Annotated in this window: 19 protein-coding genes; 10 read left to right on the top strand and 9 right to left on the bottom strand. The window is 38.4% G+C overall.

Going from position 1 to position 26,130, the window contains the following annotated elements; all coding sequences use genetic code 11:
* The first annotated feature begins 199 nt into the window (after positions 1-199).
* Together QNI15_RS06700 and QNI15_RS06695 are read left to right on the top strand one after the other, a co-directional pair.
* The gene (locus tag QNI15_RS06700; protein ID WP_314031102.1) at positions 200-2,677 is read left to right on the top strand and encodes a penicillin acylase family protein; all 2,478 of its coding nucleotides are present in this window, start codon (positions 200-202) and stop codon (positions 2,675-2,677) included.
* A 10-nt stretch (positions 2,678-2,687) separates the two neighbouring features.
* Positions 2,688-3,281, top strand: coding sequence for a type II secretion system protein GspG (locus QNI15_RS06695; protein ID WP_314031101.1), 594 nt, complete (start codon positions 2,688-2,690; stop codon positions 3,279-3,281).
* Positions 3,282-3,356: 75 nt separating this feature from the next.
* Here the strand turns inward: QNI15_RS06695 and QNI15_RS06690 are convergent, their stop codons facing one another.
* Positions 3,357-3,869, bottom strand: coding sequence for a SixA phosphatase family protein (locus QNI15_RS06690; protein ID WP_314004729.1), 513 nt, complete (start codon positions 3,867-3,869; stop codon positions 3,357-3,359).
* A gap of 259 nt (positions 3,870-4,128) precedes the next feature.
* On the opposite strand from QNI15_RS06690, the gene QNI15_RS06685 reads away from it, so the two are divergent.
* Positions 4,129-5,361 (top strand): chorismate-binding protein, encoded by a 1,233-nt coding sequence (locus tag QNI15_RS06685; RefSeq protein WP_314031100.1) that lies wholly within the window; start codon positions 4,129-4,131, stop codon positions 5,359-5,361.
* A gap of 65 nt (positions 5,362-5,426) precedes the next feature.
* Positions 5,427-6,269: a serine O-acetyltransferase gene (locus QNI15_RS06680; RefSeq protein ID WP_313986022.1), complete on the top strand. Its 843-nt coding sequence runs from the start codon at positions 5,427-5,429 to the stop codon at positions 6,267-6,269.
* Positions 6,270-6,345: 76 nt separating this feature from the next.
* Here QNI15_RS06680 and QNI15_RS06675 read toward each other — a convergent pair whose 3' ends face one another.
* From QNI15_RS06675 to QNI15_RS06660, 4 genes are all read right to left on the bottom strand, one after another.
* The gene (locus QNI15_RS06675; RefSeq protein WP_314004733.1) at positions 6,346-6,738 is read right to left on the bottom strand and encodes a hypothetical protein; all 393 of its coding nucleotides are present in this window, start codon (positions 6,736-6,738) and stop codon (positions 6,346-6,348) included.
* 8 nt (positions 6,739-6,746) lie between these two features.
* Complete coding sequence (locus QNI15_RS06670; protein ID WP_314031099.1) at positions 6,747-7,103, bottom strand: hypothetical protein; 357 nt, start codon at positions 7,101-7,103, stop codon at positions 6,747-6,749.
* A gap of 328 nt (positions 7,104-7,431) precedes the next feature.
* Positions 7,432-8,397, bottom strand: coding sequence for a zinc metalloprotease (locus QNI15_RS06665; RefSeq protein WP_314031098.1), 966 nt, complete (start codon positions 8,395-8,397; stop codon positions 7,432-7,434).
* 330 nt (positions 8,398-8,727) lie between these two features.
* The gene (locus QNI15_RS06660; protein WP_314031097.1) at positions 8,728-10,827 is read right to left on the bottom strand and encodes a M28 family metallopeptidase; all 2,100 of its coding nucleotides are present in this window, start codon (positions 10,825-10,827) and stop codon (positions 8,728-8,730) included.
* A 138-nt stretch (positions 10,828-10,965) separates the two neighbouring features.
* On the opposite strand from QNI15_RS06660, the gene QNI15_RS06655 reads away from it, so the two are divergent.
* Positions 10,966-12,165, top strand: a complete 1,200-nt coding sequence (locus QNI15_RS06655) for a GTP-binding protein (protein WP_314031096.1) — start codon at positions 10,966-10,968, stop codon at positions 12,163-12,165.
* A gap of 572 nt (positions 12,166-12,737) precedes the next feature.
* Here the strand turns inward: QNI15_RS06655 and QNI15_RS06650 are convergent.
* The 3 genes from QNI15_RS06650 to QNI15_RS06640 all read right to left on the bottom strand — a co-directional run bounded on the left by QNI15_RS06650 (position 12,738) and on the right by QNI15_RS06640 (position 16,429).
* Positions 12,738-14,981 (bottom strand): Tex family protein, encoded by a 2,244-nt coding sequence (locus tag QNI15_RS06650; RefSeq protein ID WP_314031095.1) that lies wholly within the window; start codon positions 14,979-14,981, stop codon positions 12,738-12,740.
* A 332-nt stretch (positions 14,982-15,313) separates the two neighbouring features.
* Positions 15,314-15,757 (bottom strand): carboxymuconolactone decarboxylase family protein, encoded by a 444-nt coding sequence (locus QNI15_RS06645; RefSeq protein WP_314031094.1) that lies wholly within the window; start codon positions 15,755-15,757, stop codon positions 15,314-15,316.
* 96 nt (positions 15,758-15,853) lie between these two features.
* Positions 15,854-16,429 (bottom strand): Crp/Fnr family transcriptional regulator, encoded by a 576-nt coding sequence (locus tag QNI15_RS06640; protein ID WP_314004747.1) that lies wholly within the window; start codon positions 16,427-16,429, stop codon positions 15,854-15,856.
* 102 nt (positions 16,430-16,531) lie between these two features.
* Here QNI15_RS06640 and QNI15_RS06635 point away from each other — a divergent pair, with 102 nt between their 5' ends.
* The 5 genes from QNI15_RS06635 (at position 16,532) to QNI15_RS06615 (ending at position 25,068) form a co-directional block, all read left to right on the top strand.
* On the top strand, positions 16,532-17,392 hold the full coding sequence (locus tag QNI15_RS06635) for an AraC family transcriptional regulator (RefSeq protein ID WP_314004749.1): 861 nt from the start codon (positions 16,532-16,534) through the stop codon (positions 17,390-17,392).
* Positions 17,393-17,459: 67 nt separating this feature from the next.
* A complete protein-coding gene (locus QNI15_RS06630) occupies positions 17,460-18,062 on the top strand; it encodes a short chain dehydrogenase (RefSeq protein WP_314004751.1) in 603 nt (200 codons plus the stop codon).
* Positions 18,063-18,311: 249 nt separating this feature from the next.
* Positions 18,312-18,737 (top strand): hypothetical protein, encoded by a 426-nt coding sequence (locus QNI15_RS06625; RefSeq protein ID WP_314031093.1) that lies wholly within the window; start codon positions 18,312-18,314, stop codon positions 18,735-18,737.
* A 113-nt stretch (positions 18,738-18,850) separates the two neighbouring features.
* Positions 18,851-21,769, top strand: coding sequence for a hypothetical protein (locus QNI15_RS06620; protein ID WP_314031092.1), 2,919 nt, complete (start codon positions 18,851-18,853; stop codon positions 21,767-21,769).
* A gap of 323 nt (positions 21,770-22,092) precedes the next feature.
* Positions 22,093-25,068: a PAS domain-containing sensor histidine kinase gene (locus tag QNI15_RS06615; protein WP_314004758.1), complete on the top strand. Its 2,976-nt coding sequence runs from the start codon at positions 22,093-22,095 to the stop codon at positions 25,066-25,068.
* An 11-nt stretch (positions 25,069-25,079) separates the two neighbouring features.
* Here the strand turns inward: QNI15_RS06615 and QNI15_RS06610 are convergent, their stop codons facing one another.
* Positions 25,080-26,096 carry an MBL fold metallo-hydrolase gene (locus QNI15_RS06610; protein ID WP_314004760.1) on the bottom strand — a complete coding sequence of 339 codons (1,017 nt, stop codon included), beginning with the start codon at positions 26,094-26,096 and terminating at the stop codon, positions 25,080-25,082.
* Between the last annotated feature and the right edge of the window lie 34 nt (positions 26,097-26,130).

The following is a 26,130-nucleotide window of genomic DNA, read 5'->3' as shown; positions in this document are numbered from 1 at the left end:
CTTATCAGAATATCCATAATTATTTTCCAGGAAAATTCCTTCTATAGGTATAGACTAGAGCATCTCAATCAAGATATAATCAATTTTCCCTGAAGTATTTGGTACTTTTCAACTGCACTAGTATCTTTTACACATATTTTAATTGTTTGTCTGAATCAAACAGAGTATCTGTCTGATCTAAACTCTTATTCCTGATTCTATGAAATGGATTAAAGCCATTCTCTCTTCGGTTTTAACAATTGGACTTATCTTTTTCTTTAATACCAAGTTGGGCATTCTCCCTCCTTTAGGAAAGCTATTGAATCCTTTTCATGGATTCTGGGCTAATGCAGATCCAACTAAAACAGAATCCGAGAAGAGTCTTTCGCTTACAGGATTACAGGATAAAGTAACAATCCGGTTTGATGACAATCATGTACCACACATCTTTGCCAATAATACCTATGATCTGTTTTATGCGCAGGGATATGTTACAGCCTATGATCGGTTATGGCAGATGGAGTTGCAAACTCACGCGGCAGCAGGAAGATTGTCAGAGATCATAGGAGACCGTACACTGGAATTAGATCGGAATACTCGTAGAAGGGGAATGGTTGTTGCCGCTAAAGCTACACTGACACAAATGATGTCAGACTCTGTCAGTAGACAAATTCTGGAAGCCTATTCAGCAGGCGTCAATGCCTATATTTCAAGCTTATCTCCAAAAGATTATCCGGTTGAATACAAAATTCTTGATTATTCACCAGAACCCTGGGAGCCTTTAAAGTCTGCCTTGCTATTAAAACAAATGGCAACCACGCTGGCAACGGGTGATGATGATGGTCAGATGACAAATGTACTGGCTCAATATGGCTATGATGTTGTCAAAGATTTGTTTCCTGACTATCCATTTCACGAAAATCCAGTCATCCCTGTCGGCACCAAATGGGATTTTGAACCACTCCCTACACCACCACAACCCAAAGATTTTATCAAACCTATATCAAATGCTATAACTAGTTTATCCAAATTCTCTCGAGCAAATCCATCTCTTGTTTACAATGATCCTCAGGCAGAGAAAGAAGTTGGCAGTAACAATTGGGCTATAAACGGTCAGAAATCAGCAACTGGTTATCCTATTTTATCCAATGACCCTCATCTGGAATTATCGTTACCATCTATATGGTACCAGATTCAGCTTGTCGGTCCAGATGTAAATGTATGTGGGGCCTCATTACCTGGAGCACCTAATGTTATCAGTGGATTTAATGAAAAAGTGGCCTGGGGCGTAACCAATGTAGGATCAGATGTAATGGATTGGTATAAGATTACATTCAAAGATCAAACACACAAAGAATACTTATACGATGGCATTTACAAACCAGTAAAGCAGGCTATTGAGGTCATTAAAGTTCGTGGAAAACCGGATGTTATAGATACTGTTTTATATACCCATCATGGTCCTATAGTATACAATGAGGGAATGCAATCATTGAATGGCAGAACCCCAATTGGTTGCGCCATGCGATGGATTGCACACGAACCCTCCAACGAACTAGTGACATTCTATTACCTTAATCGAGCCAAAAATTACTCAGATTATGTAAAAGCACTATCTTACTATATTAGTCCAGCTCAAAACTTTGTTTTCGCTTCTGCTGACAATGATATTGCACTGTGGCCCAATGGCAAGTTTCCTATAAAATGGAAAGAGCAGGGTAAATTTATTCTGGATGGATCTAATTCTGCCTATGACTGGCAAGGATGGATTCCACATGCTCAGAATCCACATGTGCTTAATCCTTCTCGTGGGTTTGTCAGTTCTGCCAATCAATTCTCGGCAGATACAACGTATCCTTATTATCTGGGGTGGGAATTTTCCAACTACTCTCGTGGTGAACGCATCAATCAACGATTAACCAGCATGCAGCAGATTACACCCGATAGCCTTCGTATGTTGCAAAATGATAATTATAATATTCATGCACGGGATGTATTGCCACAGTTATTATCTTATGTCTCACAGAATCAACTTAATAAAGAACAGTTAAAAGCATATCAAACAGTTGCGGGATGGAATAAACAAAATAACCCTGCAGAGATTGGACCAACAATCTTTTATGTTTGGTGGCAATATTTCTCACTAAAATTATGGGATGAGTTTCGTAGTACAGACGACAAACCTATGCGAATGCCCAACCAGGATAGAACGGTAAAACTTGTAACAACAGAACCTACCTCTCCTTGGATTGACAATAAAGAAACAGAACAAAAAGAAACACTGGCAGATATAGCAACTCAATCATTCAGAGCTACCATTGATACACTCACAACTAAAAAAGGAGAACTAAATCCAGAATCCTGGGCTTGGGCAAAATACAAAAGCACAACCATTCTACATTTGTCCCGTTCAATTCTTCCTTTCTCACGAAAGGATATATGGATTGGAGGAGGCAGAGGAATTGTAAATGCAACCTCTGAACGCAACGGTCCGTCATGGCGTATGGTAGTGGCATTAGGACCAAATCTTAAAGCGTATGCACTCTATCCAGGTGGACAATCTGGTAACCCTGGCAGCTACTATTATGATAACATGATAGATAAATGGTCTAAGGGCGAATTGCTGGATGTTGTATTTTTACACAAACAGACTGAAAAAAATGAACGTATCAAAGCTACCTGGACATTAACCCATTAAGTATATTACTATGAAATCTTCCCATCCTACCTTATATACATTGCTTTATTCTGCCGGAATAACTTTGTTCTGTACAGGATTTGTATTTGCGGTAGTTTCATTGCTATCTGGCTTTCTACCTGGACTTATGTGTGTATTCCTAATGGTAATAGGATACCTTATTGTACGCACTATGAACCAAGGTACATTTACCCTACCATTTGTTTCTGTTCCAAAATGGAATGTAGATCTCTCATCTATAAATTACACATCCATCCTTAGATCAATAGTAAAATCAACTTTAACTACCCTACTCATTCTTGCACTTATCATTTCCTGTGTATTTATTTTTGGACAAAATTATTTCCACAAAAGAGCTACACGACAGGAATGTGATCAGATAGTCTCTGCCTTACAGTTCTATAAAGAGAGTACAAAGAACTATCCGACAACTCTTAGAGAAGTAATAGGGAACGATCCATTACGAAGAGATTGGGATAAAGATAGCTGGGAAAACGTATATCAATACAAGACTATCAATAATGGACAATCATTTATGTTACGATCATCCGGAGTAGATGGAAAACCAGATACAGAGGATGATCTGCTCTATCAGGATCGTTAATCACTCTGCTTACAATACAAACAGTTCAGACAATTATATTTCTACTGCCTATGTATTAGACATAGGCAGTTTTTATTAGAAGTGTAATTTAATCACATTAGCAGGTTGACTATCACTAATTTTCACAATATATAAATCACCATACTCATCTGATTCTGTATATTTATTTGACTTTGTCCATTCATTCAACAACTTAGGAACCACATTTGAGTGACTTACTACCAAAATACGTTTATTTTTTCCCTTCTTAGCTAAATTTATAGGCAGATCAGATTCTTTAGCATCATAGTGCATAATAGATAATCCCAGCTTCTGCAACAAAGGCAGTGCTGTCTGTTCAGTCCTCTTAGTCGCTGTGGAATAAATAGCTTCAATTCCTGCATCTTTCAGAATTGCAGCCAATTGCTCCGCATGTTTCTTTCCTTCCAAAGAGAGTGAGGGATCATTTGAACTTTCTGTAAGATCTTTCTCTGCATGACGGACAAGAAATATAATAGTCTCCTTTCCTGTTACTTGTTGTGCATAGAGATTGATGCCATTACCTATATAAGCCAAAAAAAAGAATAAAGCAAGATAGTATCTCTTCATAAGTAAATGTTTGTTAATAGAGTAAAAATAAGAATTAATTTATACAAAGATGTGAATATCAGTCCTAATTCTCTCAAATATGCCCAGTCATTTATCCAGCCTGTCACTTACTCTGATTGGTTTTCTTATTTTTTGAAAAAAATGGAAACTGAAAGTTTTTTTTTTCAGTTCTTTGTATATCCTAAGGTGAGCATGAGAATCTTATCAGGATACTATTTTGGTCTATTACCTTTCTGAGTATCGAACTTTGTACATTTCCATGGTTTCTTCTATTACATTAACAAATACTTTAGAATATATACAAGCACTCTGGATTGCTACACACCAAATGGGTTTACCTATCGCATTATGGCGATTACCAGAAACTCAGGAAATTCAGGGAATAATAGATCTTTCAGGACAACCTCAAAAAACGGTCATTGATCTTGAAGAACTGCATTCCGGATTTGCAGTCAGTCCCTTCATTAACCCTGAAGCAGATCAGTCTTTATTTATTCATGCAGACATCCATTTTACGCTAGAGCAAGATCCATCAACAGAAACATATATATTCTCGGATAAGAATCTTCCTCTTAACGATCCTATCTTACAGATTCGAAAAGAAAATTTCTATCAGACTGTAGAGAATATTTTACAAACCAGAAATTACTCATCCGTTATATCTTCCAGAACTTCTTATCAAACTCAGGATGCAGATCAAGCCATATTTGAAGATATGGTATCCAAGGCTATTCGGGAGATGGAAGAAGGGAAATTTCAGAAAGTTGTACTTTCCCGCACTATTACAGTTCCAATCAAGGAAGATACCAATATCATTCAAACTTACTTTAAGCTAACTCAATCTTATCCCCTGGCCTTTGTCTCATTAATCAGTATCCCTGAACATGGCACATGGATGGGTGCTTCTCCTGAGGTGATTATCAGTACAAATAAACAAAAGATATTTCGTACAATAGCTTTGGCAGGAACACAACCTTATGAGCCAGGTGTACCATTGTCTGAAGTAATGTGGAAGCAGAAAGAGATAGAAGAACAAGCATTGGTGAGTCGTTACATTATCAACTGTTTCAAAAAAATTCGTCTGAGGGAGTTTGAAGAAGAAGGTCCAAAAACTGTAGTAGCAGGTAATCTCTTGCATTTACGAACTGATTTGACTGTAGATATGCAAGCTACTCAATTTCCCCAGTTGGGTACAGTTATGCTTCGGTTATTGCATCCTACTTCTGCTGTCTGTGGCACTCCCAAAGAACCAGCCATGGACTTCATTAGTAACCACGAACCTCATAACCGGGAATTTTATAGTGGATTTCTAGGCCCTGTAAATATAGATGGAGAGTCTCATCTTTTTGTAAATTTGCGATGTACCCAATGGCTAAGCAATCGGGTGATTTTTTATGCAGGAGCAGGTATTACCACAGGGTCTATTCCGGAACGGGAATGGCGTGAAACAGAATTAAAAACACAAACTATGCGGAAAATTGTAGGCGTATAGCCATTACCATTGGGTTTTATACTACTTTTACATTATCTGCTTATTTCATCTATCTTGCCACGATTATGAATTACCACCGTTTTGCACAAACGTTATTTCAGTCACACACAAGTTATGACAAACTTCCACAAAAGATTGAAGTATATCGTTTTATAGACTCAGTTTTGCAAATGTTATTTCCACAATTTGCAGATCAAACATTCAAAACACCTGAAAGTGTAGAAGCAGAACTCTATGAATTACAAAATAATGGAGAGAAGCTTTTAATTGATATTGAGCCTAATCTCCCTGCTCCTGCTGCTACCATTGCTAATCAGTTTGCAGAAAGTCTTCCACGCATTTATGATTTGCTCTTGAACGACGCACGTGCTATGGCAGATGGAGACCCCGCAGCAACAAGTCCTAATGAAGTTATACTGGCTTATCCTGGCTTCTATGCCATAGCTATTTATCGTATGGCCCATCGGCTATGCCAGTTAGGAGTTCCTTTGATTCCGCGTCTATTAACAGAATATGCCCATCAAAAAACGGGCATTGACATACATCCAGGAGCAACTATTGGAGAGCATTTCTGCATAGATCATGGTACAGGTATTGTGATTGGTCAAACTACAGTTATAGGAAATCGTGTTAAAATATATCAGGGTGTAACATTGGGGGCTTTAAGTGTAGAAAAAACCCTGGCAGGTGTAAAACGCCATCCAACGATTGAGGATAATGTGGTAATTTATGCGGGAGCAACGATTCTGGGTGGGCATGTTGTTGTAGGTCATGATAGTATCATAGGCGGAAATGTCTGGCTTACAGAAAGTATCAAACCTTATTCAAAAGTTTATAATAAGAATCAGATCAAGGTCAGCGGAACAGCCTACGAAAAAGCAGACGAATATCTTGAATACTATATCTGATAATTACTGATTCTCATAACAAAACGCCAGTCAGAATATATTCCGACTGGCGTTTCTTTTAATATTATGTTTCTTTTTATCTCAAATCAGCAGGTGGTACAAAACTTTGTGCCATTTTTTGTTTCGAAATCCGACGTCCTCTAAAAAACAGATACAGGTTAAAGAACAACATTATACCCAGATAGATACTAAACCCTCCTATTTTGCTACTTAACTCTTCCAGCATTCCCTGACTATTGGCTATAGCAGCACTCGTCTCCATTATCAACAAAGCAAAACCCAAATTCAGCAGGTAGAATCCTACCTCAAACAATTTATTGGTTGAATAGGCAATATCACTTTTTCCATGAAATATGTCCAACATGAAGACTTTACTATTTTTAAATAAGGTATGAGCAACATACCAGGTAAGCATTACCACAACAGGTAAGTAGATCAGATACGAGGTTAATACAAATGAAGTTTTCATAAAAGTGTTTATTTGGAATGAGTAGATGTATGATATGATTTACTAAAAAACAGAAGTACTGTCATATTGATAAAGTGGATAATAGCCAGTGTTAACATGATCTTTCCTACCATAGTACTTACACTAGCAACCAATGTTTGCCAGGAAGTAACAGAGTCCCAGAAACGTATCATAATAGCTACGTAGCCTAAATTAAGCAGATAGTATCCAACAAGCAGTAATCGATTGATACTATCACTAATCTTTTCATCATTGTGAAAAAGAGAAAGAAGATAAAGTCTTCCATGCTTGTAAAAACTGAGTCCTACATGTACTGTAACCCAATAGGTTATAGCTAAATATATTAGGTAAGCAATCACATTCATATAAAATGGCTTCTGCTTGTGATTAGTTTTTCTGATGCTTTTTGTTCTTGTTGAACGATTCAAAACTACAGATAATTAATTATATTTTCAAAATATTTTGAAAATATAATTAATTATCTTAACTAAAAAATTATTATATCACTGGTAGATAGATAGTTTGGTTCTGTAGAATCGATATAAAAAATAAAAGAATCTAACTTCTAATCAGGATGGAAGAATCTAACGATGAATTTCTGAATGGAGGGAAACTTGTAGAGAAACAAATGAGGAGAACAGATAAAAAATAATAGGTTGTTGTATGTATACAACAACCTATCAAAAACTGACATTATTGAGCAAAGCTATAACGTGGTCCTCCTGAAACGAAAGTAGCTAACATTCTTGATTTTTGTCCATTGGAAAACATATACATACAGGCATCATCTGTATAATCCATGTAATTCATTGTCATTTCTACAGGTGTACCTGTACAGGTAGATTTGTGACCAGCAGCCGGACAACCATAATTAGCTGTATTATGCAATGGAGTATCATTGACGTAGTCAGTTCCACAGGTTGCATCACCCCATATATGGCGCAGATTCAGCCAATGTCCCACTTCGTGGGTTGCTGTCCTCCCCTTATTAAACGGTGCAGCAGCAGTGCCGGTGCGACCAAAGGCTGTATTTAATATCACGACGCCATCCGTAGCAGAGGCTCCGCCAGGAAACTGAGCATACCCCAAAATATCATTTGACAAGGTACATACCCATAAATTCAATTTAGTAGCAGACGAAGTAGGGTCGATTCCACCGCGTGATGATATTTTCATGTAATCATTGGTATTCCATGACCTCTTGTTGGTGGATTTACGAACGGTCTGGTCTAGTACAAACCGAATTCCAACGTTGGCTTTTACACCTGAGAAAGTTGCCGGAACAAGCGTGAAATCAGCATTGGTTGCATTATAGTCTTCATTTAATGCATCAATCTGAGATTGTATCTGAGTATCAGATATGTTTTCTGCTGCAGTTCTATAAAGGACATTGACAACAACAGGTATCTCTATTACACCATTTACCAGACGAGCCGCCTTATGCTCTTTTAGTACCTTATTGGTAAATGATTCTATTTGCAACATTCTGTCTGCCATAGCAGGATCATTCTTTAGTTGAATGGCAAGCAGTTCCATAGAAGCACATTTACGTGCAGTCGGAGCAATAGTGATATCAGAGCTTTGAGACTCAATTTCATCTTTATGACAAGACACAAAAGTCAATGCCATAATCAGGCAAGGTAGAAGCAGTTTTTTCATGTTTAATTAAGTTAGGAGTTTGTGATAACCAAATATAAAATTTCCCATCTAAAATAGAATCCGATTGTAAGATTCTACAATAATCACATCTGCAAAAATAATCTCACATAGTTATTCAAGTGGATCTAACCCCTCCATTTAGCATCAAAAGCAAATCTTTTAGAAAAGAATTTCTCTTTCCAAAAAACACTAAAAAGTTTTTTACTATCTAAAATGCAAGTTTTTATATAAAATCAATTTGCAAATTTCAATTATATAAAGTATAACAAAGAAGTCCAGATCTCACTGTAATTGACGAGATCTGGACTTCTTTGTTAAGATACAACTAGTCTATCCTAACTTTTTAGTCAGATCTACTACCTTTTCATTTAAAGATTGAATAGCTTTCAGATAGCGAGCCTCTAACTGAGGCAGGTTGGCTGTTGATTTTAAAGATGCCTCATACATAAAACCTGGTAACATCCAGGAGGCATATCCACTGTAGGGATCAGGAGAGGCATACAAGGATTGATACCATTTGCCATAGGCCATACCTTGTGCATCAATAAATGACTTCTCCAGAGAAATAAGAATTTTATTTAATTCTGCAGTTGTGTTTTTAACACTCTTATTGGCCTGAATATATTTTTGTTGTGCAGCATTATATGATTCAATATTCTTTCCAAGTTCATGAACAGCTGTCATTAGCTTTTCACACGAATAAGCAGGAGAATACACTTTTATAGTTTTCTCAATAGTACTCAAATGCTTTTCCAGGTCTGTTGCATATCTACTTACATCATAAGGAATCACTTCTGCATTAGCCAATCGCATGGCCATAACACCAAAAATCTGTGAAACCATTGGTCCCATCTGAAAAGTCGGATCAACAAAGCGGGAGTAATATTCGAAATTATCATAAGCTGAGTGATAAGGCGTTACACCACCTGTTCCCCCACCCCACGAAGGCACACCAACATACATATAAAAAGCAATATGATCCGACCCCCCGCCCAGATTTCCTACTTCAGGTTCAGATTTAGCTCCTGCCCACTGCTGATAGACTGTCTTATCAGAACCCGGATACGAAACCATCTGTGTAGCATCTTTTAACAATTGTTTCAACGATGGGGAAGAAGCCCCTCCAAAGGACTTACCTGATACAGCTGCATCTGCATTCATATAAGCAACAGCTTTAGCAGACAATTCTTCTTTAAATTGCTCAACCCATTCTGTCGATCCGATTACCCCAAATTCCTCAGCATCCCAATGACAGATTTTAATACTGCGTTTAGGTCTGTAACCTGCCTTTGCCAGCTCTCCCAGTGCTTCTGCTACAGAAATGAGCATAGAGGTTCCACTATTTGGATCTGTTGCTCCATGAACCCATGCATCATAGTGTGATCCCAGAATAATCCACTCATCGGGGAACTCACTACCTTTGAGTGTACCAATCACATTAGTGACTCTGGTAAAGTCATTCTTTTGCTCTACTTTTAAATGTACTTTTAGTTTACTCCCTCCTTCAATCCGATAGGCAGAAGGCAAAGCCCCTTGCCAGCCAGCAGGCACGCTCTGTCCTGTCATTCGGGTTAGAATTTCTTTGGCAGCACCATAAGAAATTGGAGTAACCGGAATTTTATGTAAATCTACTTTATCCGGAGATAAGCGTTCTATTTTTTTCTTTCCATCTAATGGTAATGCAGGCACAAAAGGAGTCAAAGGATCACCTGTAAAATCTACTGTCAATAAAGATCCTCTCTGAATATAGGAATCATTTGCCTGAGGTCCTTCCGGATAAGTAATGCCCTTCATATAGCCAGCATCTATCGGATCTGTATAGATTATTACTCCGGCAGCACCATGTGCCTGAGCATGTTTGGCCTTGTATCCTCTAAAGTTCCCACCATATCTGGCTATGACAATTTTACCCTTAACAGAAACTCCCATTGACTCCAGCTTTTCAAAATCTTCTTTTGTACCAAAATTAGCATACACTACTTCTGCTGTTACATCTCCAGAACCGGAAAATGAGTTCCAACCACCTGTAACACGAGGTTGGCCTGAAAAAGCATCTACTGGTGTTTCAGTAGTATTTAATTTTATTTTCTCAGGTGTGATAATTTCAACTGTATTTTCACCAGGAGACACAGGCATAAAAATGTCATAGGCAGGTTCTTCTACCTGCCAGCCTGCTTTTTTCATGATATCTACAATATATGCTCGTACTTGAGCATTCTCAGGAGTACCTGCAGAATGTGGTACACGAGTCAATGCTTCCAGATGTTTTTTATAGACTTCAGGCTTAGGTTTCTGCAAAAAAAGTTTTTCAGCTTCTTGTTCTTTTGCCTGCTGAGAAGGTAGAAAGCCCGTTAATGATTGAGCATTGAGAGTATTGGCTCCTGCTACTACAAAGAGACCGATAGAAAGTCTCCAGAAAGTTTTCTTCATGATGAATGGTTGGTTTGATCAATTGGTGTTGCGATAACGAATGTAGGATTTTTTTTAAAAGTTCCGATGGATTTTTACTTTTGCAACAATATTGCAAAAGTAAAAATCCATCGTTCAAGTAACCAACTACTTATTCTTATGCAAGAAGTTAAAAAATTGCCTGTCACTGTTCTCAGCGGCTTTTTGGGAGCAGGTAAAACTACTCTCCTGAATCATATTCTTCATAACAGAGAAAATCTGAAGGTGGCCGTTATTGTCAATGATATGAGTGAAGTCAACATGGATGCTCAGACTGTACAAAGAGAAAATACTTTATCCAGAACCGAAGAAAAACTGGTTGAAATGTCAAATGGCTGCATTTGTTGCACATTACGGGAAGACTTAATACAGGAAGTCGAGAAACTTGCAAAAGAAGGAAGATTTGATTATCTGCTAATTGAAAGCTCAGGAATCTCAGAACCACTGCCCGTTGCTCAAACCTTTACTTTTGTAGATGAACAATCAGGTGTTAATCTTTCCAGGTTTTCGCAACTGGATACATTGGTTACAGTAGTGGATGCATTTAATTTTGCCAGAGACTATGGAAGCAATGAAACTGTTACAGACAGAAAACTAAATGAAACAGAAGATGACCATCGCCCAATCGTTAACTTACTCACAGAACAGATTGAATTTGCCAATGTCATTATCTTGAATAAAGAAGATTTGGTAACACCACAAACATTGGGTGAACTAAAAGCTATTCTACAGAAGCTTAATCCTAAAGCCCGTATTATTGAATCACAGTATGGACAGGTTGAGTTAAAAGAGATTCTTCATACTCAACTTTTTACATTGGAAGAAGCTGAAAATTCGCCAGCATGGCAGGAAGAGTTACAAAAAACGCATACACCAGAAACCGAAGAGTATGGTATTAGCTCTTTTGTATTCCGATCCCGACTGCCATTCCACCCTGAAAGATTCTGGAACTACTTGAATGCGAACTGGCCTGCCAATATTATTCGAAGTAAAGGTCTATTCTGGCTGGCCTCTCGTCCCAGTGTAGCACTAAGCTGGAGCCAGGCAGGCGGATCATTACGAGCGGAAACGGCTGGTATATGGTGGGCTTCTATGCCTGAAGCAAAAAGAGAACAACATCCGGCATATCAGGAAAACAAACAACTCATACAGGAACGATGGAATAGTGACTTTGGTGATCGTATAAATGAGTTGGTAATTATTGGTCAGGATATAGAAGAAAAAATCATCAAGCAGGAACTTGGTTTATGCCTATGTACTCCATTTGAGGTTCTACAGATGTATAATGGTCACAAATTCACCGATCATTTCCCACATTAGTTCAATCGTATCACCCTAGTAAAACGAAAATTCTCCGAAGGACACCTTCGGAGAATTTCAGTAACAAACCACTTACAACCTAAATTCGTATTTTTATATTTTAATCAGACTTACATCTGAAGATATATCTGCTTGATTTACATTACAAAGATACTATATCTACCCCTTGCCTGTAAAGTCACAATTCACTCATTTTCATACACATATACCTTCTTTTCTGTTTTTGAAAAAAATGCATTATTTGTAAACTTCAATTTCTCTATTCTTCCTTTTTTTCAAACACCATCTATAAAAATAAATATCAATTCAATGATATAGTACTGTTTTTTAAAGCCACCAAAAAGGTTTTACACTGATTTATAGTTATTTACATTTTACTCACCCAGAAAAAATACAAGTAACGACCCTCAAAATAAACTTATGTTTTTTACAAAGAAATGACTTGTTTTTAGCAAAAATTAACCAATACATTACATTAAGATAACAAAAAGGCTGACATTACGGCCAGCCTTTCTTTATCTATTTTTAAAGCAACTTTCTCATTTTAAGCAAATTGCTCGCTTTATCAGCCGTTACTTAAATTTGCTTCTCAACTGAGCCAATTTTGTTTGCAGATCGTTTTCTGGTTCTGCATTTTTCTGCGAACGTTCTTTCGTCTTTCCAGCACCTGCTTTATCAATTGGTTTACCAGTCTTTAAAGAAAGAGCAATTCGCTTACGTGCAATATCCACTTCCATTACAGTTACTTCAACTTTCTGCTGTACTTTGACAACCTCATTTGGATTAGAAACATATTTGTCTGACAACTCACTGATATGCACTAATCCATCCTGGTGAACACCAATATCAACAAAGGCACCAAAGGCCGCTACATTGGTAACTATACCTGGCAGTTTCATTCCAACACGTAAATCTTCCATGGAATTAACACCATCGGCAAACTGGAAAGTCTCAAATTGCTCACGAGGGTCACGACCTGGTTTAGCCAATTCGGAAACGATATCCTGTAACGTAGGTAATCCTACTTCTTCACTCTGGTATTTGGCTAAAACCAATTGTTTTCGCAAGCTATCTGTCTTCATCAGATCTTTTACAGAACTATTCAAGTCTGTAGCCATCTTGTTTACCAGATCATATCTTTCGGGGTGTACAGCACTAGAATCCAGTGGATTTTCCGCATTGCGAATCCGTAGGAAACCAGCTGCCTGTTCGAATGCTTTTGAACCCAGACGTGGTACTTTCTTTAATTCTTCACGGGTTTTAAATGGACCATTGGTATTCCGATAATCAATAATATTCTGAGCAAGTTGTGGCCCTAAACCTGATACATAGGTTAATAACTGCTTACTAGCAGTGTTGACTTCTACTCCTACAGCATTTACTGAACTCATTACCACATCATCCAGACTCTGTTTCAATGCAGACTGATCCACATCATGCTGATATTGTCCAACACCTATCGATTTTGGATCAATCTTAACCAGCTCCGCCAGTGGGTCCATCAGACGACGCCCGATAGAAACCGCACCCCGAACGGTTACATCATAATCCGGAAATTCTTCGCGAGCAACATCAGATGCAGAATAAATAGAAGCACCGCTTTCATTTACTACTACAATCTGTATTGTGTTTGGTAAACCAATACTACGTACAAAACTTTCCGTTTCACGACCAGCAGTTCCGTTACCAATAGCAATAGCTTCAACTTCATAGCGAGCACACAATGCCATAACTGTATGAATAGCATCCTGTTTTTTATTTGGAAACTCAGGATAAATCACATCATTATGCAATAGCTTACCCTGCCGGTTTAAGCAAACCACTTTACAACCTGTACGGAAACCCGGGTCAATAGCCAGAATGTTTCGTTCACCCATAGGTGCCGCCATCAACAGGTTACGCAGGTTATCAGCAAATACCCGAATAGCTTCTTCGTCAGCTTTCTTCTTGGACATCAGGCGAATTTCTGTTTCCATGGATGGTTTTAACAAGCGACGATACGAATCTTTTACCGCTAGTTTTACCTGATCTGCGCTACCACTACGATTCTGAATAAACTGTCTTTCCAGTAATTCGATTGCTTCTTCCTCTTCAGGAGCCGTATCTAATAAAAGAAATCCTTCTTTCTCCCCTCTTCTCATGGCCAGCACCCGATGGGATGGAGCAGAGGAAACCGATTCACTCCATTCAAAGTAGTCTTTATATTTTTGAGCTTCTTCTTCTTTGCCAGGAATCACCTTACTGCTATACGTTCCTTTCTTCCAGAAAAGATCACGCACAGCAGCCCGTGCTTCTGCATTTTCATTTACACGTTCAGCAATGATATCGCGTGCTCCAGCCAGTGCTTCATCTACAGAAGCAACTTGTTTTTCTGCATCCACAAATTTCTCTGCTTCGGCCAGAGGATTAACAGTCGTTTGTTGTTCAAAGATAATATCTGCCAGAGGTTCTAATCCTTTTTCCTTTGCAATAGTTGCACGAGTACGTTTTTTCGGCTTGTAAGGTAAATAGATATCTTCCAGGACAGCCATTGTTTCTGCTGCATGAATGGCCGTTTCCAGTTCTGGTGTTAGTTTACCCTGGTCACTAATAGATTTTAGAATCGTTTCACGACGCTTATCCAGTTCACGAAGTTGCTCGATACGATTACGAATAGCAGCAATTGCAACTTCATCCAGAGATCCGGTTACTTCTTTCCGATAGCGGGAAATAAAAGGTACTGTACCACCGTCATCAAGCAAGGTAATTGTGGCTTCTACCTGCTTAGCTGTAATGGACAGTTCCTGAGCAATTTTGGCAATGTGTGTTAAACTCATGTAACTCCGACTATTTTGATTTGAGGCCGCAAATGTAAGTCTTTTCAGTGAAAAAGTGGTCGTAAAAAGACCGGTGTTTATTATTAAAACTGAAGATAAAAAGCCCGATTTTTTTGCTTTTCTCAAAGATCTTTTTTACCCATTTTGTTATACAATCGGATCAGCCATCACACAGAAAAGTTACAGATAATCAATCTGCATATCTATTTTTTAAAGGACACCTGAAATTGAAAGATTTACTTTGAGAGGTAGGATTCAGCATTATAATCCCTTGTAAATACAACAGATTTACAAGGGATTATGAATATAAACTGGAAATCTCATCAAATCTATTATTCCCTGATAGAAGGTGTTAATTCTGTGGCAATACCAATTCGGTTCCACGCATTAATTGCAATAATAGCCATTATTAGTTGAGCCAGATACTGCTCATCAAATAAGCGTGCTGCTTCTGCATAGGTTTGATCGGATACACATCCCTGAATCAAGGTAACTTCTTCCGTCAATGCCAGTATAGCACGTTCTTCTTCACTAAAGAAGGGTGTTTCACGCCAGGCAGATAAAGCATAAATTCGTTGTTCTGTTTCCCCAGCATTACGAGCATCTCTGGTGTGCAGATCTATACAATAGGCACAGCCATTGATTTGTGAAGCCCGGATTTTGATAAGTTCTCTATGTAACTTTGGTATCTCTGTAGTAGATAGGTATTTTTCAAAAGCAAACATAACGTTGTAAGCCTCAGGCTCTACAGTATTGATTTTGATTCGGGTGTTCATACTATGTGATGTTTAGTTGGTGAGTAATTCAATACATCACAAAAGTGCCTTAGTCCGAGCTGAAAAAAATTAATCTAGTTCAAGAAATGGAGATACCTAGATTTTCTTTGCACGTATTTTACTTAAAAATTCAGGCGTAAATCCTAGGTAAGAGGCCAGCATGTATTGTGGTATTCGCTGAACGAATTCAGGAAACGATTCATTGAAATGATGATATCGTTCTTCTCCTGAGAGTGTGTAAATGTATTGTATCCGTCGCTGAGATGCTCCATAAGCTTTCTGCAATACAAGACGAAAATAGCGTTCAAGCTTAGGAATCTTATGCAATAACATCTCATAATCATTCTTATGTATGCGAATCACCTCTGTATTTTCAACTGCCTGAATAGCTAAGGAAGAAGGTATTTGGTTGTCCAGGCTATCATAGTTGGTAATCCACCAGTTTTCAATAGCAAACTGAGTTATTTGTTCCTGACCTTTTTCATTGATTAGAAAAGCTCTTAAACAACCTTTTGCTACAAAAAAATGAGCTGAACATGTCTGGTCCAGATGTAATAGAAAGTCTTTCTTTCGGAACTCCTGTATGCTACTATATACACCAATCAAATCCTGCTCTTCTTCGTTTAACTCTACATATCGGCGGATATGCCTCAAAAGCGCTTCATGCTTCATATAATGTATAGTAAATATTAGCAAAGATACTTCATCTCATTTGAGAAGCTTTGTACCTCTCAGTATCTTTGAGTTATTATTTTGTTTTATTCCCTTTATGCAATGTTGACAAGAAGTCCACAGGAAACAAATGAAAATTCTACCTTCCTTATGGCTGGTGATACCTATTTTGCCAAACATATTGTTCAGAAAGCTCAGCACAAACGCACCTACTTTATAAAGGAGCATTCTTTATTATTTGTTCTGCAAGGACAAAAGCTCCTGCATTTTCCAGATGAAACACTTGTAGTTGAAACAGGAACTATTTTGTTATTAAAAAGAGGGATATATGCGATGTCAGATTATGTGCCACAAGGTATCAACTACGAAGCACTGGTAGTTTATTTTACTGATAAGCTTTTGAATGAATTCTTATATGAAAATCCACTCTCTGCCACCCTTCCCAAAACGGACAAAGAATATCTGCTACTACCATCCGATGATTTGCTTAATAGTTTCAAGATGCAATATATGGCATATTTCAAACGTACTTATCCACATATTGATCAATTACTGCAAATGAAAGTTCAGGAGCTTTTTATGCTGCTGAGTCTTGGAGCACATAAAGATTCTGTATTATCTTTTATAAGATCTATTACCGACAAGGTACCGTTGGAATTGGAGTATGTTATGCAGCAATACCTGTTCCATCCGGTCACGCTTGAAGAGTTAGCTAGTCTATCAGGCAGAAGCCTGGCATCATTTAAGCGCGACTTTCAGGCACATTATCATTCCTCTCCGAAGAAATGGATTAATCAGCAACGTCTGGCCCATGCGCGTGTATTATTAGACAATACTAGCCAGAATGTTTCAGAAACAGCTTTTGCCTGCGGATTTGAAAGTGTGTCTCACTTTATCCGGATTTTTAAAAAGCACTATGGCTTTACCCCAGCTCAGAATCGAACCAATCAGGCAATTCTTTGAGCTTTTTGCGTTATCAGAGTTTATTCATTGCACTATAGTTTTGCAGAAACCTTAAACGTAAAACAATATGAAAATTCTGATTATTGGTGCAAATGGCACTATTGGCAAGAAAGTAGCTCAGGCATTATCATCAAAACACGAAATTATTACCGCAGGTCGCACCAGTGGGGACATTCAGATGGATATTACCTCTGCACAATCGATTGAAGCAGGTTTCAAACAAATAGGTTCACTGGATGCCTGTATCTGTACAGCCGGAACAGGATACTATGGCAAACTGGACACAATGACAGAAGAAAATGTGTATAGTGGCATCCGAAACAAACTGATGGGACAAATCAATGTTGTATTGATTGGACAACATTATCTGAATGACAATGGATCAATTACCTTAACATCCGGAATCTTATCTGAAGAACCCGTACGTAATTCGTCTTGCGTGGCTATGCTCAATGGAGGTATCAATAGCTTTGTGTTGGCTGCATCACTGGAACTAACACGAGGAATACGTATCAATGTGGTAAGTCCCGGACTAGTGGAAGACTCTGTAGAACGATATGGAGCAAGTTTTCCTGGAATTGATCCTGTACCGATGAATAAAGTTGTAAACGCCTATATACGTAGTACAGAAGGTGCAATAACAGGGAAAATACTAAAAGTATATGCCTAAAAAACCTGCCATAAAAAAGACAGCTTAAACATCAGATTACACTCTTTATCCTTACAAAACCTCTGCCGGTAGTCAGAGGTTTTTCTTTTTCCCAAAAACAGATAGCTTTGCTACTAACGAGCCGGAAACATGAACTTCAAAAAACTCACTCACAAAGTTTTACTATACCGTTCTATGAGATTTTGTATTTTCTTCTTCGTTTGCACATGCTTATGTCTAACTGTTGTTGCTCAGCAACCCTGCAATTGTTTGTGTACAGCAAATGAAACCAATGTATATTCCTTCCAGATGACTAACAAAAAGACCGCGTCACTCTGCAAAGAGAAATCAGATAAATACCTGGTCTATAGATTTGGAACAACTGCAAAAACCGAATTACAATATCCGGAACAACTGGATGAATCCAGCTGGAAAAAATTTACCTTTCGCTATTATCAGAGAACAGGTGGTAAAGAAGCTGATGCAAAGGATCTTAACTGGCTTTCATTTTCGAATAAAGGGACGGAATATACTGTCTACTCAGAATTTTACAGTCAATCCAACTCATCCAAGGTAGGCATTATGGTGACAACTATGGAGGGAAAGGATATTGATATCAAAGGTCTTGCCCAAACACAAACTGGTAAGATCACTTCTTTTAAGCAAAGTGCTAAAATTGATAAAGAAGAATATTAAGTATAGTTTATTCACATACGTTTCCCAAGCCTCATTTTCGTACATCTATTCTAACAATGTATTAGTTTATTCTATTCATTGCCTTTGCATCCAAGATTTATCCTTCATTTCTAATGAAACCTATCTGTCTGTCTGTTTTATTTTTCTGGCTGTTGCTCAGTTTACATGCACAAACTTTTTCTATCCTTGAACAGAATCCAACCAGTATACGATGGAATCAGTTACAAACACCTCATTTTCGGATTATCTATCCCAGAGGACTGGATAGTACAGCCCAGTATACAGCCAATCTACTACAGACCAACTATGTCTCTGTATCACATACATTAGGAAAGCAGCCACGAAAGCTATCCGTTGTGTTGCAAAACCAGACCACTATCTCCAACGGTTTTGTGACCATGTTTCCTCGTCATTCCGAGTTTTTCACTACACCTCCTCAGGACCCGACCCTAGCTGGAACCAATAACTGGTTGGGACTACTATCGGTACATGAGTTCCGCCATGTAGTGCAGTATGATAAGATGCTTACCGGGTTTACCAAAGGAGCTTACTGGATATTTGGAAGCAATGCACTGGGAGTGATTAGTCTTACTGTTCCTAACTGGTTTTGGGAAGGTGATGCGGTGAGTACAGAAACTGCTTTGACTTCTGGAGGCAGGGGTCGTATTCCGCGTTTTGACCTCGAATTTCGGACCCGGTTACTTACAGGCAGCGAATTTTCGTATTCAAAAGCAACCTGTCGTTCATATAAAGACTATATACCCAATCACTATGTCTCTGGATACTTTCTATCCTCTTATTTAAGACGCCATTACGAAGGTGATGCCTGGGGAAAGATACTGACCCGCCATTATAAATTCCCTCTTGAACCCTTTTCATTCTCAGGAGCTATCCGTAAAGAAACAGGAATGAAGGTTGAGAAACTGTATCATGAAGCCGCTAAAGAACTGGCAGGTTTATGGCGTAATCAACTAAACCAGCTCAATGAGACACAAGCCACTCTCCTGCCTACTGCCCGCAATAAAGTAATGACGAATTACGAGTTTCCTCAATATCTGGATAATAACACCATTGTTTGCCGTAAATCAGGAATTGGAGATATAGAAACATATGTTTCTCTGAAAAAAGTGGAAAATGGAAAAGCAGTGGAAGAAAAATTATTCGTACCTGGTATTGTAGAATTTACCAGCCATGCATCCAATCCATCCAATGGGATGTTATCTGTAGCTGATGACAAGATTGTATGGACAGAACATGGGTTTGATCCCCGATGGAATATGAGAGACTATGCTGTAATAAAACTCTATGATCTGTCTTCACAAAAAATTCGTAGAATTACGCGCAGAACCAAATTGTTTGCACCTTCGCTCTCACCTGATGGGAAAACCATACTTGCAGTAGAATACACTGCTCAAAACCAGTCTTCTCTACAGTTGCTGGATACACAAACTGGCCAGATAGTTCAAACGGATTTATCTCAATGGTTGAATGAGGGACTTAATGCATCCGGGCACCCTCTTTTTCAACTACCACGATTTTCATCGGATGGTAATTATATTATGTCTGTCATTCTTCAGGAAAATGGGAAAAGTATTGTATTATTTGATCTAAAGAACAGAACAAAACAATCATTTCCATTTGGAGATGAAAACGTGTCGCATCCTGTCAAACATGGTGAGTATATTTATTATAATTCACCTTTTACGGGTATTGACAATATTTATGCACTTCATGCCCCTACAGGGAAAAAGTATCAGGTCACTTCCCGAAAGTTTGGAGCATACAATGCAACAATCTCTCCTGATGGCAAAGAAATTGCGTTCAATGACTTTACACCCGATGGATTTCGTATTGCTACCATGCCGAACGATCCTTCTTCCTGGAAACCACTAGAAGAACTTCCAAACCGTACCGTTTCCTTCTATCGTCCGTTACTTCTACAGGAAGGAGAAAAAAACCTGTTGAAAATGACCAGCCATGATTCTTATACTATAAAGCCATACAGTAAACTAGCCAATCTGATTAACCCTTATAGCTGGGGACCTGTGGTAAACAGTACTGGAAGTGACTTTTTTGTGGGTATTTCGTCTCAGGATATTTTAAGTACCACAGCCATTCAGACCGGCATTGGATATGATGCCAATCAGCAAACAGCCAGTTATATAGGAAATATCAGTTATCAGGAGTTATATCCTGTACTGGATTTAAGTGTATCCAGTGGGGGTCGTAGTGGCACCGGGTATGTAGATCGTAAATTACCTTTGGATAGTACTCGTACAGATAGATGGAGAGAAACCAGCATATCCGGAGGTGTTCGTTTACCGCTCACATTCACTCGCTCAAAATTTAGAGAAAGCTTGGTGTTATCGGTTTATAGTGGTTATACCAAAGTATCAGATTATGATTTTACAGCCCGATCTTATAGCGAACAAAGCAATGGCTCTTTATCCGATATGCGCTATACGCTACAATATAACAGATTGCGCAAACAAGCCTTGCGGGATGTATTTCCCAAATGGGGTCAAACACTTACTACACAATACCGTCACACATTGCCAGGCAGTGATTTTACAGGTTCTCAATATACAATCCAGGGTGGTTTATTCTTTCCGGGATTAGCTAAGCATCATGGATTCTTACTCAGAGGTAATTTTAAATACGAAGATGTGAGTGCTACACGTCAGAACTATCGGTTTGCAGCGCCTATCACTTTTGTAAGAGGGCAATCGTATACCAACTCAACCTATTATGCTGGGGTATATGCTGATTATCGTTTCCCTATCTTCTATCCAGACTGGGCAGTAGGCAGATGGTTGTATATACAGCGGATTAAAGGCAATCTCTTTGCCGATTATGGTCGTTTAACTACGGGAGATGCCAGCCTTGACCTGACTTCTATAGGAATAGATATCTCCGCAAATTTTAATTTCATGCGTTTGCTGCCTCAACTGGAACTTGGATTTCGCACAGTATATCGTCCGAATTCAGGAGATGTCATTGTACAGCCACTCGTCATAGACATCGGTTTTTAACATTCCAGTTATAGAAAACGATAAAAAGTAAGTTTCTTAATTTTGCTGTGTTGATATTTTAACAGTAGAAAGCGTCCTATACATTTTTCTGTGGATATTTTCTACTGTTAATTATCTACATCACTTCTACACTTTATTCAGGATAAAGTCCTATTCTCATCTGAGCCAACCACCCTGATTTCTTCTTTTTATATTTGAAAGTCAATGTATTGCTTTTTCATTTTTTTTTCGTTTATTTGAATAGTCCTATATGAGCACCTTTTTTCCTGTATCCATACAACATCTGCATCTTTACAACTCTGTCGGGTAAGCTCTATCCACGAATGATGAATTCAGACACCCATAACTTATTCCCAATCCTTGTAAATACTATTCCAGATTATTGGGAATGGCATATACTGACAAACCATGTTTTTGTAGATCCTTACTTTTATAAAAAGTTAGGTTACGAAATCACAGATTCAGATGAACTGTCCAATTATTGGAGACAACTGGTTTTTCAGGAAGATCTGGAAGTTGCTCAGGAATCATTGAACAATCATCTTCATAGTGATGGCAAAATTCCGTATGAAGCCACCCTACGCTTTCTACATAAAGATGGATCTATTATCTATGTCCTAAGTAAAGGTCAGATAGCCAAGTGGGATAATCAGGGTAACCCTACCCTTTTTACAGGTATATATTTCGATATATCCTCCCTGATGAAAATACAGGATGAGGTCAAAAAGAATAATCAAAGATTAGAATTAATTATTGGAGGTATTGATGCTGGTATATGGGAGTGGCATATAGAGAGTGGGAAAAACTGGTGGTCACCCAAATTTTATCAATTATTGGGTTACCAGGAAAGCGATATTATTCCTTCTTACGATACATTTATGAATGTACTTGTCCATCCTGAGGATAAGGGGCAAGTTGAGAGAGCCGTCAAAATACATCTGGAAGCCGCATTTCCGTATAAGCTGGAAGTTCGTCTAAAGCATAAAAATGGTAAATATTATTGGTTTGAAACATCTGGTAAAGCTTTGTTCAACAATGAGAACAAACCTATTCAGATGTGTGGTTCTATTATTGACATCACAGACAAAAAGTTATTACAACTGGAACTGGCTGAAAGTGAATTCCTATTACAGGAAGTTTCTAAAATGTCCAAGGCAGGTGGCTGGGAATATGATCTTTCAACTCAATCTCTTCGTTGGTCAAGGGAATTGTATGACATCTGGCAAATGCCTTATGATTTTGTTCCTACAGCGGAACAGATGACGAATCGTTTCTTTCCACCCCATACGGATCTAATAAAGCAAAAGGTAAAAGAAGCTATTGAAGTTGGCAAACCCTGGGATGAGGAATTCCAGATTACTACAGGCAAGGGAAACATTATTTGGGTAAGAACTCTTGGGAAACCTGTATTTGATAATACAGGGAAAATAACGGGGCTGCGAGGTGCCACTCAAAATATTCAGGAGCAGAAAAAAGTACAGGAAGAGTTACAAACCTATTTTGAAATTTCCGTTGATGCTCTCAACATAGCAAACTTTGAAGGATATTTTACTCAGGTCAGTCCGGCATTTACCAAAATGCTGGGGTTTTCCAAAGAGGAGGTTCTGGCTATTCCATTTCTGCAACTCATCCATCCGGAGGATCTGGAATCTACACAGGCAGAACTGAAAACGTTGAACCTTGGTATACCAACTCTGCATTTTACCAATAGATACCGAACAAAGGAAGGTCACTATTTGTGGTTAGAATGGACATCTGTAGCTAAAAATGAGAAGATATACGCTATAGCCCGTGATATTACCGACAGAAAAGAAGCAGAAAGACTGTTACAACAAAGCAAAACCCAATTACAATTATTCATTAGCCAATCCCCTTCTTCATTGGCTATGTTGGATACACAACTAGATTATCTGGCAGCCAGTGAACGCTGGTTAACTTATTATGGACTGAACCCAGAAACTTATCTGAGCCAAAATCATTATCGGTTACTCCCATTTATGGCGGAAATGCATCGCGATAGTCATGACAGCTGCCTGGCAGGAAATATAGAATCCAGAGAAGAAGAATACATTGTACGCGAAGATGGCACAGCTGTTTGGATGCGTTGGGAAGCCCGCCCCTGGTATACTTTAGAAGGACAAATAGGTGGCATCTTACTCTTTACAGAAGATATAACCTCTCGCAAGCAAGCCGAAGAACAGATAAAGGAGAATGAAGAAAAATTTCGGACCATGTTTAATCTTTCTCCTGTAGGAATGGCTCTTACAGACCCTAAAACAGGAAGGTATCTGGAATTTAATAATGCTTTTGCAGAAAGTATCGGTTATTCCAGAGAAGAACTTAAAGGTATGACATTCAAACAGCTCACACCTCCAGAATACGATGACCAGGACAAAGTTCAAATTGCTCTTGCTGGAGAGACAGGTCAGTATGGACCTTATGAGAAAGAATATATTACCAAATCCGGAGAGCGGATTGCGGTGTTAATGGCAGGAATAATTATTAAAAACCGAAAAGGAGAAAAATATGTCTGGTCTTTTATTCAGGATATTTCCCAACTTAAGGAAAGAGAACAGAAAATAAGTCTATTACTTGAAGAATTAGTAGCCTCAAACATACAAAAAGATAAACTTTTCTCCGTTATTGCCCATGACTTACGAGGATTAATTGGAAAAATCAATACACTGCTGGAATTTTCACTTTCTTCTCAAGAATCTCTGGAACCCGATTTACAGGAATTATTATCCTTGTCTAAGCGCTGTTCAGTTAACGCAAACGATTTGTTGGAAGATCTTTTACTCTGGGCACAAAGTCAGTTTCAGAAAGTCTCATTTGAACCCGGATTTTGTACCGTACTGCATATAGTAAAATCTATTTTAGAACACAATCAATATCAGATATTAGCCAAAAATATTGTTATAACGAATCAGATTGCACCTGATTTAGTCGCTTTTACAGATGAATCTATGCTTAAGGTAGTACTCCGAAATCTGTTGTCAAATGCTGTTAAGTTTTCTAAATCAGGAGGAGAGGTTATTTTACGAGCTACTCAACAGGATGATATGGTCTTTTTCTCTGTAAAGGATCACGGAGTAGGTATAAGTCCGCAAAATCTGGAAAAGCTTTTTCAGAAACACGCCAATTTCACTACATATGGTACTCACGGAGAGAAGGGTTCAGGCATAGGCCTGGAGCTTTGTAAGGGATATGTTGAAAAACACGGAGGGCAAATCTGGGTTGTCAGTGAACTTAATCAAGGTACGACATTTACTTTCTCACTCCCATTACCTAACTCCTGATATTTGCCTGCCTACCCAATTGACAAGACTTCTCCAATATCCAGCAGCTTTAATTCTCCATTAATCTGACCCTTTTCTTTAAGATCAATAAGCATACGCTGTGGTTCACTTAACGGCTCGTCAGACAGATCAAATGTACCATAATGCATAGGAATCATATTTTTGGCGCTCATTTCATGAAATCCTTTCACTGCATCATCCGGAGCTATATGATTAGAGCCCATAAACCACCTCGGAGCAAAAGCCCCTACGCCTATGATACAATAATCTATTTGAGGAAATAACTCACCTACCTGTTTTAAATGGTTTCCATATCCGGTGTCACCACTAAAGTAAATTGTCTTCCCTCCTGCTTCAATTATATAGGCTCCCCAAAGCTGAGTGTTGGTATCCGTCAATCCACGCCTGGCCCAGTGTCTGGATGGCAAATAGTAAATTTTAATTTTTGAGTTATCTGTAATGTATTGCTGATACCAACCTGCTTCCTGAATCTGTGTGCTTTTGGTAAAATCCTGTAATAAGCCCTTCATTCGTAATCCGGTCAAATAAGTAGTCTGAGGATTTTGTGACGCTACTATTTTTAAACTAGGTTTATCACAATGGTCACGGTGATTATGAGAAATCAATACATAATCCAACCCTTTGATATCCAAAGCCGCAACAGGTAGTGCTGCTTTACGTTTTACAGGTCCTGCATTCCCAAAAACTGGGTCTGTCAGTAAAGTAACTCCATTGATACGAATAAAAAAAGTAGCGTGTCCCAGCCATACAATCACATCATCAGATGAGGTCAGAAACGAATTATCCTTTCTGACGGGAAGGTGCCAACGCTCTTGTTTTTTTATTTCTTTATAGGGATTGTGTTCTGTTTGCCATTTCAATACATCCTTCAAATAAGGCCAGAAAGGAAATTCATGATTTATAAACCGCCCTTTAGCATCCAATGGAGTACCTTTCCACTTCTCTACAGGTAAAATGGTAAGCAATGCAGGATTTGATGTATACGAAACAGGAACTAAATTCTCCATAATAAGATAAAAGTATATTCAACTAAAAATGCCT

Source organism: Xanthocytophaga flava, from assembly GCF_030068545.1.
GTDB classification, from domain to species: Bacteria; Bacteroidota; Bacteroidia; order Cytophagales; family 172606-1; genus Xanthocytophaga; species Xanthocytophaga flava.
Note: the sequence above shows the minus strand (reverse complement) of the source record. Positions and strands in the feature narration are given on the sequence as shown.

Excerpts from the sequence above, each read along its gene's own strand:
- QNI15_RS06700 (WP_314031102.1), top strand. The coding sequence starts at position 200 with ATGAAATGGATTAAAGCCATTCTCTCTTCGGTTTTAACAATTGGACTT.
- QNI15_RS06695 (WP_314031101.1), top strand. The coding sequence starts at position 2,688 with ATGAAATCTTCCCATCCTACCTTATATACATTGCTTTATTCTGCCGGA.
- QNI15_RS06690 (WP_314004729.1), bottom strand. The coding sequence starts at position 3,869 with ATGAAGAGATACTATCTTGCTTTATTCTTTTTTTTGGCTTATATAGGT.
- QNI15_RS06685 (WP_314031100.1), top strand. The coding sequence starts at position 4,129 with ATGGTTTCTTCTATTACATTAACAAATACTTTAGAATATATACAAGCA.
- QNI15_RS06680 (WP_313986022.1), top strand. The coding sequence starts at position 5,427 with ATGAATTACCACCGTTTTGCACAAACGTTATTTCAGTCACACACAAGT.
- QNI15_RS06675 (WP_314004733.1), bottom strand. The coding sequence starts at position 6,738 with ATGAAAACTTCATTTGTATTAACCTCGTATCTGATCTACTTACCTGTT.
- QNI15_RS06670 (WP_314031099.1), bottom strand. The coding sequence starts at position 7,103 with ATGAATGTGATTGCTTACCTAATATATTTAGCTATAACCTATTGGGTT.
- QNI15_RS06665 (WP_314031098.1), bottom strand. The coding sequence starts at position 8,397 with ATGAAAAAACTGCTTCTACCTTGCCTGATTATGGCATTGACTTTTGTG.
- QNI15_RS06660 (WP_314031097.1), bottom strand. The coding sequence starts at position 10,827 with ATGAAGAAAACTTTCTGGAGACTTTCTATCGGTCTCTTTGTAGTAGCA.
- QNI15_RS06655 (WP_314031096.1), top strand. The coding sequence starts at position 10,966 with ATGCAAGAAGTTAAAAAATTGCCTGTCACTGTTCTCAGCGGCTTTTTG.
- QNI15_RS06650 (WP_314031095.1), bottom strand. The coding sequence starts at position 14,981 with ATGAGTTTAACACACATTGCCAAAATTGCTCAGGAACTGTCCATTACA.
- QNI15_RS06645 (WP_314031094.1), bottom strand. The coding sequence starts at position 15,757 with ATGAACACCCGAATCAAAATCAATACTGTAGAGCCTGAGGCTTACAAC.
- QNI15_RS06640 (WP_314004747.1), bottom strand. The coding sequence starts at position 16,429 with ATGAAGCATGAAGCGCTTTTGAGGCATATCCGCCGATATGTAGAGTTA.
- QNI15_RS06635 (WP_314004749.1), top strand. The coding sequence starts at position 16,532 with ATGTTGACAAGAAGTCCACAGGAAACAAATGAAAATTCTACCTTCCTT.
- QNI15_RS06630 (WP_314004751.1), top strand. The coding sequence starts at position 17,460 with ATGAAAATTCTGATTATTGGTGCAAATGGCACTATTGGCAAGAAAGTA.
- QNI15_RS06620 (WP_314031092.1), top strand. The coding sequence starts at position 18,851 with ATGAAACCTATCTGTCTGTCTGTTTTATTTTTCTGGCTGTTGCTCAGT.
- QNI15_RS06615 (WP_314004758.1), top strand. The coding sequence starts at position 22,093 with ATGATGAATTCAGACACCCATAACTTATTCCCAATCCTTGTAAATACT.
- QNI15_RS06610 (WP_314004760.1), bottom strand. The coding sequence starts at position 26,096 with ATGGAGAATTTAGTTCCTGTTTCGTATACATCAAATCCTGCATTGCTT.